Annotated in this window: 8 protein-coding genes; 1 reads left to right on the plus strand and 7 read right to left on the minus strand. The window is 39.3% G+C overall.

The window, feature by feature from the left end; translation table 11 throughout:
* Positions 1-243: 243 nt before the first annotated feature.
* From KO530_RS01530 to KO530_RS01545, 4 genes are all read right to left on the minus strand, one after another.
* Positions 244-1986 (minus strand): potassium/proton antiporter, encoded by a 1743-nt coding sequence (locus KO530_RS01530; protein WP_216046619.1) that lies wholly within the window; start codon positions 1984-1986, stop codon positions 244-246.
* Between the two features lie 160 nt (positions 1987-2146).
* Positions 2147-3271, minus strand: coding sequence for an ABC transporter permease (locus KO530_RS01535; protein WP_216046620.1), 1125 nt, complete (start codon positions 3269-3271; stop codon positions 2147-2149).
* Positions 3272-3274: 3 nt separating this feature from the next.
* Positions 3275-6046 (minus strand): ribosome-associated ATPase/putative transporter RbbA, encoded by a 2772-nt coding sequence (gene rbbA, locus KO530_RS01540; protein ID WP_216046621.1) that lies wholly within the window; start codon positions 6044-6046, stop codon positions 3275-3277.
* On the minus strand, positions 6046-7071 hold the full coding sequence (locus KO530_RS01545; RefSeq protein WP_216046622.1) for an HlyD family secretion protein: 1026 nt from the start codon (positions 7069-7071) through the stop codon (positions 6046-6048). Before KO530_RS01545 ends, rbbA begins: the two co-directional genes overlap by 1 nt.
* 590 nt (positions 7072-7661) lie before the next feature.
* Here KO530_RS01545 and KO530_RS01550 point away from each other — a divergent pair.
* The gene (locus KO530_RS01550; RefSeq protein ID WP_216046623.1) at positions 7662-8189 is read left to right on the plus strand and encodes a GNAT family N-acetyltransferase; all 528 of its coding nucleotides are present in this window, start codon (positions 7662-7664) and stop codon (positions 8187-8189) included.
* A 50-nt stretch (positions 8190-8239) separates the two neighbouring features.
* On the opposite strand, the gene glgC is transcribed toward KO530_RS01550, so the two are convergent.
* The 3 genes from glgC to KO530_RS01565 form a co-directional block, all read right to left on the minus strand.
* Entirely contained in the window at positions 8240-9547 is a 1308-nt protein-coding gene (glgC, locus tag KO530_RS01555) for a glucose-1-phosphate adenylyltransferase (protein ID WP_216046624.1), read from the minus strand.
* Between the two features lie 540 nt (positions 9548-10087).
* On the minus strand, positions 10088-10696 hold the full coding sequence (locus KO530_RS01560; RefSeq protein WP_216046625.1) for a response regulator transcription factor: 609 nt from the start codon (positions 10694-10696) through the stop codon (positions 10088-10090).
* Positions 10689-13094 carry a PAS domain S-box protein gene (locus KO530_RS01565; protein WP_216046626.1) on the minus strand — a complete coding sequence of 802 codons (2406 nt, stop codon included), beginning with the start codon at positions 13092-13094 and terminating at the stop codon, positions 10689-10691. The genes KO530_RS01560 and KO530_RS01565 overlap by 8 nt, the downstream gene beginning before the upstream one ends.
* Positions 13095-13123 lie beyond the last annotated feature (29 nt).

The following is a 13123-nucleotide window of genomic DNA, read 5'->3' on the forward strand; positions in this document are numbered from 1 at the left end:
CCACCGCTGCTCATTGAGAGTTTAATAAACCTAACCCCCCCTTTATCAAGTCTTCATCTGCAATTTATGCCAACCAGTAATAGCGCAGCTTTTAGCGGCAGAAACTGTCCAATTCAGTGAAACAACTTTAGTCAGTTAAGGTTTCATTAATAGCTTTTAATTATACCAGCTAACGCATTATTGAGAATTATTTTAACCGTCTCTTTTGTTTGTAAATTGATAATGGTTGAAGGCTTATTCATGTCAAATTTTGTCTTCAACCGCTTTTAACTTTAAACCTACAGATACAATATGATCGCCATTAACTTCTCGAACAATTAGCTTAACTTGACCTAGTTTTACATGATCTCCAACCACGGGCTTACCGTGAAAATGATTGATAAGGTAACGCTCTATAGTGACGCCTTCATTAGACGGGGCGACGTCGAACCCGTAGACGTGAGCTATATCGGTTAAGCGTGCCTCTGGATTCAAAACAAACTCCCCAAAGAAACGGTCAGATTCTAAGAAGGACGAATGCGCAGCAGAAGCGAAAAAACGGCCAAATGCAGGTCTTGCGCTACTGGTAGCCAAAATCATCACTTGATCATCCCCTAACAATTTTTCGTGCTCTTCAACATCGGCAAGAATACCTCTGCGAATAACCCCAACAATCTGACTTCCTTCAGCTGACGGCAATTGTTTAATAGTCGACTCAGCCGCGCGACTCCCGGCTAGAACAGGATATATAAGGAGTTCTTTATCCTGTTCATGTTTTATCTTTAACTGTAAATATTCAGGCTCTTTTGCCGTTGGCGGCAATTCAATTTGCAACCATCTCGCCATTGGAGCCATTGTCCAACCTTGTAACACTAAAGAAATTAAAACCACAAAGAAAACCAATTCAAAATAGGTCTGTGTGTGCTCTAATCCAGCCAATGATGGGAATAGCGCTAAGATAATTGGAACCGCACCACGTAACCCACACCAACTAATAAAGGTTTGTTCCCGCCATGGAAAGTGAAAAGGCAGTAACGAAATCAATACTGCCAATGGTCTGGCGATAAATATCAGTACAAAAGCAATTGCCATAGCCGGAATTATGATCGGGACCAGATTACTTGGCGTAACCAAAAGGCCTAGCATTAAAAACATACCAATTTGACTCAACCAAGCGATACCATCATGAAATCTATGGATATCATTGCTATAAGGAATTGAAGTATTACCAATCATTACCCCAGCAATAAAGATCGCGAGAAACCCACTTCCATCCCAAAGTGTGGTCAAACCGAACAGGCTAATACCGCCAGCTAACGCCAACAATGGATACAATGAAACAGGCAGGGGTACGCGTCTTAACAATTGTGACAGCACATAACCGCCTGCAAAACCTATGGCTAGACCCAGTCCCATTTGACGGAAAAGCTCATTAAATATTGTCCAACCCTGACTACCATCACCACTAAGTTGTATAATTTGTACTAAAGTAATGGTTAAAAATATGGCCATGGGATCATTTGATCCAGATTCAATTTCGAGGGTGGCTCCAGTACGCTCTTTCAGTTCTAATCCAGCATTCCTCAATAAGCCGAATACTGCTGCAGCATCAGTAGAACCAACAATTGCACCAATTAGTAAACCTTCTTGCCATGGTAATCCTAAAATCGCATGGGCGGCATAACCGGTGATGCCGGCGGTAATTAAAACGCCAACGGTAGCTAAAGATAACGCTGGCTTGAGGCTTACACGAAAAGTGTCTTTACGAGTACCTAAACCACCGTCAAAAATGATAATGGCTAATGCCACATTTCCAAATAGGAAAGCGAGGCTAAAATCATCAAATTTCACCCCCCCTAAACCTTGTTCTCCGGCAAGCATGCCTAACAGTAAAAAAACTAAAAGAATTGGAGCCCCGATGCGACGAGTGAGCACTGTCGCAATAACACAAAGTAAAGCGAGAATAGCCGCGCCAAATATATTTTGGTATATGAGATCTATTGTCATAATGTTCCTAATTAGCCCAAACTTCAGATAAGTATTGTTTCCTAACAACGCTATTTTATTAGGCTAAATTTACTAAAATTCGCTTTCACTTACATATTTTTTAATTATCTAGTGCTCCTTAATAATAAATGAAAAAGGTTAATTTTATAACCAAAAAGAATTAGTGCTCTGCGGCAATGCTTCTGCGAAATAATGCCAAGCTTGAAAAGAAGAAAACAGAACCCAGCCCAATCATATATAGCAGTTGTGGCCAAACAATGACTAGGTCAGCACCGCGAAAGACCACAGCTTGTGCGAACGCCATATAGTGTCGAGACGGTAAAAGCATAGTAAAAGGTTGAATGATATCCGGTTGGCTCTCTATGGGGGTTAATCCACCTGACAGTAACATCATCGGGATAATCACGATCATTAACAGTAATGCAAACTGAGCCATAGTACGCGCAATAGTACCAAGGAAAATACCAATGGCTGCTGCTGCAAATAAATAAACCGTAGTACCGGCAAGCAATAACCATCGGGAACCAGTAATTGGCACATCCAATAATGTACTTACAACCAACCACATAGATATAGAGAACGCGATCAGAATGATAAGACCATTTGCCCACACTTTAGACATCGCTATCTGAAAAGAGTTGAGAGGCATAACCAACAAATGTTCAATGGTTCCATGTTCCCGCTCTCTTAAAAGTGCTGCCCCTGTGAGTATGATAGTAAGCATCGTAATTTGATTCAGTAACGCATTAATTGCACCAAACCACATACCAGTTCCATTTGCGTTAAATGCACGTCGAGAGACTAACGTCACCGCATATGTTGTATCTTGGTCCGATCGATTTACGTAATGATTAACTTCTTTATTCACAATAGTCTGAATATAGCTATTTCCAAGGCTAGCTTGCGAAACTGCTGTTGCGTCAACATCGATTTGCACAGTCGGTTGTCGATGGCTGCGCACATCTTCTTCAAAGTTTGGTGGGATCGTAACGACAAAAATAAAACGATCATGATCCATGGCTTCATCAATCTCATCTGCACTAATCAATTCTGGTTGTTTAAAGTATGGTGGATAGAGTGCATTGGTAATTCTTCTCGACAGAGCTGAATTATCTTCATCGACAATTGCCACTGACGCGTTATTGACCGACTCACTGATGGCTGTTGATTGTAGGTATATATCGAGACTGAATGAATAGATGACCAGCCCCACTACGACAAAGTCTCGCATGACTGTGCGTAATTCTTTAGTACCGAGGTAGAAAATGTTCGACCACAATTTCATCGGTTACGCCTCTTGTTTCTTCAATATGACCGAGGCCATCAATACAAATAAGGGACCAAAAATAGCCAGAATAAAAAGATCTTGGGCTAAATCATTGAAGCTTAAACCTTTGGTAAAGGCCGCTACACTCATATGCATGTAATAAGTGGCAGGCCAAAGTGAACCAATAAATTGGCCTATCCCTTCTAAGGTCGAGGTTGGCTGTATTATTCCTGAATATTGGATAGTGGGCATTACCGATAGTACTGTGGTTGCAAAAATAGCAGCCACTTGTGATTTCGTCATTGATGAAATTAACAATCCAAAACCGGTTGAAGCACAAACATAAAATAACGCGCCTAAGCTCAAGCCCAGTAAACTTCCTTTTAGTGGCACTTGAAGTAGGAATACAACCATCAATGTCAGAATGAAAAAATTGATTAGCCCAATGCAAATGTAAGGTAATTGCTTGCCAATTAAAAATTCCAGTGTGCTGGTGGGCGTTACATAAAAATTAGTAATGGTACCTATTTCTTTCTCGCGGGAAATACTAACTGCCATCAGAATTGCCGGAAAAAGTAGCAATAACATTGCCGGCGTTTTGGGTCCTATAGAATAAATAGTCTCAAACGAAGGGTTATAGCGATATCGCGACTCTAACGTAACATTGTAATAAGCTGAGGCATCAATACCGGCCTCGGTGGCCAGCAACGTTAGGTATTTAATATGACCACCTGCAACATAGCCTTCAATGGTGCCTGCTCGTGTGGTATTCGCGCCATCTATCCACGCAGATACGCTAGGGGTTTCACCTTTTTTTAAGTCTCTACCAAAGCCTGGAGGAATAACGATGGCCAAGGTGATGTCATTGGATTTTAAGCGCAATTCCAATTCTTCTTGGGTGTGTAATTCGCCTTTTTCAATAAAATAGCGTGACCCCTGGAAATTACTAATATATTGACGACTTTGTGGGGTTTGATCGTGATCAAGGACCGCGAACGTTAAGTCTTCAACATCCAGCGAAATGCCATAGGCAATCACCACTAACAAGATCGCACTGCCTAAAAAAGCAAAAGCTAATCTTATCGGGTCACGTATGACCTGTTTGCTTTCTAAAAAACTATATGCAAATAGCCTAAATAAACTAAATTTCTTAGGAGGAACATGGGCTTCTTGCTCACTAGGCAAGTCGCTGGCGATATCCAGTTTCACGTCCATTTCTGAATTCTTATCGCTAGTCTGGCTCTCGCCTATTGCAGCTTGAATATACTCAATAAAAGCATCTTCCAACGAATCTGCGGCTTTTTCAGCAACCAAATTTTGTGGCGTATCGCAGACTAATACCTGGCCAGCATGCATCAAGGAGATACGATCACAGCGCATTGCTTCGTTCATAAAGTGAGTGGAAATAAAGATGGTAACTTTGTCACGTCGGGACAATTCGATTAACAATTCCCAGAAACCATCGCGAGCAACTGGATCTACTCCTGAGGTAGGTTCATCTAATATAAGAATCTCTGGTTCGTGAATAACAGCCACAGCAAGTGACAGCCTTTGTCGTATGCCTAGTGGCAATGATGACGCTTGTGAATCTCTAAACTCTTCCAATGCAAAACGTTTTAGCAACGAATCAATTCTGTTGCGCATTTTAGTACGAGGTAAGTGAAACAATTTAGCGTGTAGGATGAGGTTTTCTTCAATACTAAGTTCGCCATACAACGAAAACCCTTGAGACATAAAACCGACCCGTTTACGGGTTTCCAGATCAGACGCATCTACAGCTTGTCCAAAAAGAAAGGCTTTCCCCTCAGAAGCTGGCAATAAGCCAGTTAACATTTTCATTGTGGTGGTTTTGCCACAACCGTTTGAACCTAAAAAGCCAAATATCTCCCCTGCTTGAATATCAAAACTAACCTTATTAACCGCTGTAAAATCACCAAACTTGCGGGTTAAGCCCTCAGCGACGATAGCCGGCGTAGCATCTGATTGTTCAAATGGTGGAATAACTAATTCGATGTCTTTTTTCTGGATATCTTCTGGTAACAGTTTAACAAATGCGGCTTCAAGATTGTCAGTACCGGTTTTTGTTTTCAGTTCGTTTGGGGTGCCAGTTTCTAATATAACCCCATTATTCATCGCTACTAGCCAATCAAATCCTTCAGCTTCGTCCATATAGGCAGTCGACACAACCACTGTCATTGACGGGCGTTCTTGACGAATATTGGCAATTAGTTGCCAAAATTGACGTCGTGATAAGGGATCTACCCCTGTGGTGGGCTCATCCAAAATGAGTAGGTCTGGATTATGTATTAGTGAACAGCACAGACCTAACTTTTGCTTCATGCCGCCAGATAGTTTTCCTGCAGGTCTGTCTAAAAAAGAATTTAAACCAGTAGCAAGGGTTAATTTTTTAATTCGGCTTTTACGCTGAGCGGCACTTAAATCAAATAATTTACCGAAAAAATCTAAATTTTCTTCGATACTGAGTTCTGAATAGAGATTTTTACCCAATCCTTGAGGCATAAACGCTATCCGCGGACCAACTCTATTGCGATGGTCTTGCGACCCCATATCGCCACCGAGCACCTCAAGTTGTCCTTGTTGAAGCTTACGTGCTCCGGCAATTAAACTTAACAAGGTAGATTTACCCACCCCGTCAGGGCCTAATAGCCCTATCACTACACCTGATGGAATATCTAACTCTATACCATCTAAGGCCAGAGTATTTTTATATATATGTCTAACGTCCCGAATCTTAGCAACGGTAGACTGAGTGTCTGCCTTAGCGCTTTCCATTAGTTACCGCTTTTTTCAGATAAATTCAAAGCGGGTGGAAAGTTTTGTAAATACTCAGGCCATTCTGACGGAGACTCATTATCAGTGGGCGCAAGACGCACATAGGCAACCCCACGAACGCCAGTTTTAACTTGTTCAATATGGGATAACACTAATTCTTGAGGAATTCTTACTTTCACCCGAAACATCAGCTTATCTCGCTCACTTTGCGTTTCTACTTGTTTTGGCGTGAATTGAGACTCCGGAGATACAAAGCTAACGGTGGCTGGAATAGGATAATCGAGAATATCAAGCTTGACCCGCGCCTCTGCGCCAATAGCAATACGATGTACTTGACTAGAAGGCAAGAAAATCTCCATATACACGTCTGCTAAATTAATGATGGTCAATACTTTGCCGCCGCTGCCTAAAACTTCACCAGGCTCTGCAAGACGATAAAGCACTCGTCCAATACTTGGTGATACTAAAGTGGCATCTTCAATTTGCGTTTGAATTTCATGCACTCCAGCTTTAAGTGCATCCACATTTCTTTGGCGAGAAATAAGCATCGCATCAGCAGCCTCCACTGACGCATCAGCAACCGCTAAAGCACTTACCCGAGTGTCGTATGTTTCTTTGCTAATGGCCGATTTTTTAATTAAATCACTGGCCCGAGATAACTCTTGTTTAGCTAAAAGTTGTTGGGCTTTAGCTTGTGCGATGGAGGCTTTAGCGGAAGCTATTAGACTCTCACCTGCAGCCACATCGGCTTCGGCACGCAGTAATTGGGCTTGCAATTGATCGGTATTGATACGGGCTAACGCTTGTTGAGGTTGTACAAGGTCACCTTCAGATGCAATGACCTCTTGCACGCGGCCGGCAATCTTGGTTGAAATATCCACTTGTACAGCTTCAATACGACCGTTACCTGAAGCGAAATCCGAAGGTAAAGAAGGTTGTTGGATATAATCCCAAAGCAACCAAAACGCGACCGCTACGATTACCAATAATACTGCGCTAAAAGGTAATTTATTACCTTGCTTCATTGTTTGTCCTTAACGTTACTTTTTAAAATTTTTCTTAGACAAGCGGGAGCGCTAAAATAGATTGGTTACAAGGTGGTTTATGTTCTTCAATCACTTTGTCACCAATGCTCTACTCGTTTAAGTCATGGTTTTATCATTTTTTAAAATCAATAAAGTTGAGAGAAAATTGAGTGATTTCACACGCTTTTAATCGAAACGGTCTTGAGCATGTTTTAATGTGCATAGGCGAAATATAATTGTGGATACTACTCAAGATTGAAGCTGTAAACAAAGTTAAAGATCAACAACAATTTGTCTAATGTACGGAATTTTAATATTGAATGGCTCCTTTATAAATTAGCGATTCCTCTTACTAAAATGTGGAAACTACGTATAGAAGAGAACAAATTATGCAAACTTCACGTATTTACTTAGTTAACCATCAATTTACGCTCATAATTTATGCTAATAAGTGAAATTTTTAAGGGGTAATTGAGCAAAGTATTAAGTAGTAACCACAATATGTTTTGCATATTCCCTTATTGTTGCTGTTGAGGTCTATACTATACTAATCGATTAGGAGAGTGTTTTGTTACCAAAGAGTATCAATTATGACAGTAAGACTTACCACCGATCATTCCCATTTAAAAATTGGCAAACTAGATGTCACAATTCGCCCCATTTCGATTGATGATCAAAACATAGAAGCTGAATTCGTTAAAAATCTTTCTGCGCAAAGTAAACACAACCGTTTCATGGAAGGGATAAGAGAATTATCTCCATCAATGTTGAAAAAAATGTGTGATATCGACTATGTAAATAATATGGCCTACATTGCCACCATTGAAGAAGATGGGAATGAAACAGAAATTGGTGTGTGTCGCTATGTGAATGGTAAGCAAAAAAATGAACGGGAAATGGCGCTCGTTGTAGCCGATAAATACCAACACCTTGGTATAGGCGCTGAGTTATTTAATCATCTATATGTGCATGCTAGAGCAAATTGTATTAAAAGACTGTATTCCATTGATTTACGCAGTAATACCAAAATGCATGAGTTCGCACAAAGTGTGGGAATGAAAATGGAATTAGATCCAGAAGATGATGCGCTGGTTATATACAGTATAGAGCCCTGCTAAAACGGGGCTCTATGGATTTACAATATGCAAGCTAACCAGCACTCTGTTGTTTAAGCTCTTAACCTTTTGTGTTGGTTATTCTGTTCATATATTTCGACTTTATTAAGTTCGCTTAACATATCACTTGTTACCAACACAACTCCTCCCTGACTTATTCGAAATCCTCTGGCTTTGTCTAACTTAGTGTCAATGCCTATTTCAAAACCATCAGGTATCTCACAATCTGCGTCGATAACAGCTCGGTAAATTTTAACATTTTTACCAATTTTCACATGGGGAAGAATTACCGAATCTTCCACAAAGCTGTTATTTTCTATGTGCACATCAGAAAACAATAGAGATTGTTTGACAATAGCGCCCGATATTATGCATCCACCTGAAACATTGGAATTAACGGCATAACCACTTTGTTTTTCTTCATCGTAAATAAATTTAGCAGGGGGAGATTGTTTCTGATAAGTCCATATTGGCCAATCTTTATCGTATAAATCAATATCTGGCGTTGCTGTAACTAAATCCATATTTGCCTGCCAAAATGAATCTAAAGTGCCCACATCTCGCCAATAAGTTGCCTCATTTGGGTTTTCTGAGCGGAATACAAACGCTTCTACGTGATTATTTTTTATCACATTCGGTATAATATCATGACCAAAGTCGTGCTGAGACTCGTTATTTTTTGCATCTTCAATTAGCTTTTCAATCAAAAACTCAGTGCTAAATACGTAATTTCCCATAGAGGCTAAAGTTGAACCTGGTTTATTTTTCATAACCCAAGGATTAATTGGTTTTTCTTGAAACTCAGTAATTCTGCTATTTTGATCAACGGACATTACGCCGAATTTACCTGCGGCTTCTTCAATTGGCATTTCAATACAAGATATGGTCATATCTGCTCCACTTTGTGCGTGTTGAGCAAGCATGTCTCCGTAATCCATTTTGTAAATATGATCACCAGATAATACAACCACATATTTTGGGGCGTTTTCACGGATAAACCGAATATTTTGATAAAGTGCATCAGCGGTACCGGCATACCAACTTGATGAGTATTGTTGAGACGCAGGAAGTAATTCTACAAATTCCCCCAAATCTCTATTCAAATGTCCCCAACCTCTGGCCAGATGTCGTAATAAGCTATAGGCCTTATATTGTGTCATTACACCTATTTTTCTAATTCCTGAATTAACACAATTCGACAACGGGAAATCTATAATTCTAAACTTACCGCCAAAATGAACAGCCGGTTTTGCCTGATGTTGTGTCAATTCACATAAACGACTTCCCTTCCCTCCAGCTAAAACCAGAGCTAACGTATCCCGTGTTAAATGACTTACATACCGACTATTTGAAATTACCATCTGCCTTCCTTTATTTCTAAAAATATAGTTAACGCTCGGATTTTGAAAAATGTTGTTAACATCTGTAGAAGATATAGTGTTAATTTTTTAAGGGTGTGTCGTAACGCCAATAAAACTAAGTTTACGGTTCACATCAGGATTGGGTTATTGGAGATTTCTCGTAATTAATTGTGGGAAATACGTACTTTTGAATCATGTTTTTGTGGGGATTATTTTTTACCAACCGTTTTTTGTCAAAAAACGGCTTATTAAAGCCAAAACATCCGAAAATTAAAGACAATTTGCGCAATTGGGAATTTATCTAATGTAATCATGGAATTAAAAACGACAGCTAAATAGTTGATTTAGTTTTACGATATCTATTAGGGATTTCCACAGGTTAGTCTCGCGCATTTAGCGGTAACCCCCAATATTCTGATTAAGCGATAGTAGTTAAGCTATTCCTGTGTAGACATATACACAGCAACTACCTGAAACAAAGGTTTCAGTTCCTCTTTGGAGTTCATCACATCCAACCATAGATGGACTCCATTTTTTTATTTACTGTTCCGACAGTATTTTTATTCGCACTAGTTGCGCCAAGGTTTTTGCGCCAAGTTTTTCCATAACGTGGGAGCGATGAACCTCAACGGTTCGCTCACTGATATTTAACTCAGACGCAATCATTTTATTCATTGCCCCTTCGGTAACTAAATTGAATACTTCCTTTTCTCGATTAGACAGAAGACTGATTTTTCTGACTTCCTTCTGCTTATTATCAATACTGGCATTTTGTTTGGAGTTTAACGCTAGGGCTTCATTGATTCGGTCAATTAAATTTTGATCATTAAAGGGTTTTCGGATGAAGTCAATAGCACCGTTTCGCATAGCTTCAACTGCCATCGGTATATCACCATGGCCTGTGATAAAAATGATAGGTAACAAACTATTTAGTTCTTTAAGCTTTAATTGTAATTCTAAACCACTCATTTTCGGCATTCTAATATCGAGTACGATGCACCCTTTCATGTCGTCATTGAACTCTTTCAAAAACTCCTGGCCATTCACAAAGCTTTTAGCATTAAGTCCAATCGATGCAAGCAACATTTCCATTCCATCACGGATAGCTTCGTCATCGTCGATGATATATACCGTTTGCTGATCAGTCATGTGTTTTTCCTCCTGAAATGGGTAGCGTAAAATAAAAAACGGTCCCGTATGGTTTATTATCTTTGAACATTAAGTGTCCACCATGTTCTTCAATAATTGATTTGGAAATTGACAACCCAATCCCCATTCCATTCTTTTTGGTTGTGCTAAATGGCGTATAAAGTTCGTCTTTTAACTTTTGAGATAAACCACACCCTGTATCTTCTATCGAAATCTGAAACGTGTTTGCTTCGCTTTGAGACGCTCTAATTGTTAATACATTACCATTTTTAAAGTCAATTGCTTGCATTGATTCCATGGCGTTTCGCAATAAATTCAGTATCACTTGTTGGATCTGTACTCGGTCAACAAAGACAGCAACATGCTGGTCACCCGTTTCTACCTGAATCAATATTTCATGTAAGCGTGAAATAGGTTCAATTAATTTTATGACCTCTTCGATTAATATATTGCTATCAACCGCTTCTTTTTGACTATCGCCTTTTCTAGTCATTATTTGCACACGCTCCAAAACACTGCCAGCACGAAGTGATTGTTGAGTTAATTTATCTAATAACTCAGGGAGCATTTCGAAATTTTGTTTTTCGCACATATTTTTAGCAGTTGCTGAAAATAATGCTATTGCGGTCAGTGGTTGATTAATTTCATGGGCAACTGCAACGGCCATTTCCCCTAACGCATTTAAGCGATCAAAGTGAGCTAATTGTTCGGTTAATCGACGAGTTTTATCTTCTGAAGCTATTTGCTCGGTAATATCTCGAATTAAACCAACAAATACTCTGCCCTCGGGATTAACAATTTCACTGACCGATAAATGAATAGGAAACATTGAACCATCTTTGCGCTTGGCCGTTAACACACGTCCAGTTCCAATAATATGAGTTTCATTTGTTTCTAAGTACTTAGCTAAGTACTGATCATGTTGCTCACTTTGACGCTGAGGCATTAAAATTTTTACGTTTTTGTCTTTGATTTCTTTAAAAGAGTAGCCAAACATCTTGAGGGCAGCTTTATTGAAACTTTTTATATTGCCCTTTTGGTCGATGGTAATAACCGCCTCAACCACTGAATTAACAATTGCCTCAGAAAATGCGTGGCTATGTATCAAGTCAGCTTGTGCTTGTTTAATAGAAGTTATATCGGTTATGAACCCCTCCAATATAAAGTCTTCTGTTAAATGGGAACGTACCGGCTCTCCTCTTTCCCAAACATACTTAATTTCATTGTTTTTTGTCACTATCCGATATTCAAATTCAAAGCGTCGTTGTTGCTTTACTGCCTTGTCGACTAATTTCACAATCCGTTCATAGTCATCGGGATGAATGATTTGTCCCCAAATAATGCTATCTCTTGCGAATTCATCTTTAGAATATCCAGTTAATTCTTCACATTCCTCGTTTACCAATATTATTGGCCATCCTTTTTCGTTAAAGGATTGATATGCCATCCCTGGTAACATTTTTAAAAAATGTTCAGTTTTTTTACGATCATCCTTTATGTATTTTTCTTTTCTGCGTGACAGCAAAACAGCATAAAAAGCAAGTGCCACAAAAAAGCTGAGCAGTACACCGAGCAAGGTTAAAATTTTGATTATTCGATAATGTTTGTGGGCTAAAAACTCATTGGTAGGTGCAATATTGATTTGCCAATTTTGGCCTTCAAGTGTAAATGCTGCGTGTTTATTCCATCGAGTATCAATTAAATTACTAGTGAGTGTATTTGGATAGATACGTAGACCATCTACAGTCAACAGTATTTGATGGTCAGACAATAAATAAGAAGGCAGTACTTCTTTAAAATAGGTGTTAAAAAGAAACACGCTGCCGATAAAACCTTGTAATTGTTTTGTGCTGCCAAGACCTTTAAAAAACGGTGCGTATATTCCGAAACCGGATTTTCCATCCACTGAAGAAATAGGAATTGTGAATGCTGAATGAGTGCTATTTTGAGCTTTCACGGCTGCAGATAACGACGCTGAAACAGCATTTAAATCAATATTTAATGCTATTTCGTTCTGTTCAACGGGCAACACTTTTTTTACTTGAAAAGTACTGTCAACCCAGCTAATTGCTTGATAACCCTGTTGCGTATCATACAAAGTTTGTGCAATTAAATTCCAATCGGCATCGGATAAATTATTCGATATTTTGGATAGTTGAGCAAATTCTGTCAATGACACAATTCGTGTGTTTATATCTTCCTCTAACAATATTTTAATTTTGTTAGCGGTAGTTTGAGTTACATTGTCGATATAAGCACGTTCTTGCGTCTCAATGTACAAAATTAGAAAAGCGATTAGTGCCGAAGTAACTGCGCCAGCGATAACCGCATAAATAAGAATAGCGATCTGTGGAGAAAAACTAATACGCCATTTGTTGGTGTTTATTTTCTTTTCCATTTAAACATTGGCCTATAAATACACTTACG

This window comes from Aliiglaciecola lipolytica (assembly GCF_018860635.1).
Classification (GTDB): Bacteria; Pseudomonadota; Gammaproteobacteria; order Enterobacterales; family Alteromonadaceae; genus Aliiglaciecola; species Aliiglaciecola lipolytica_A.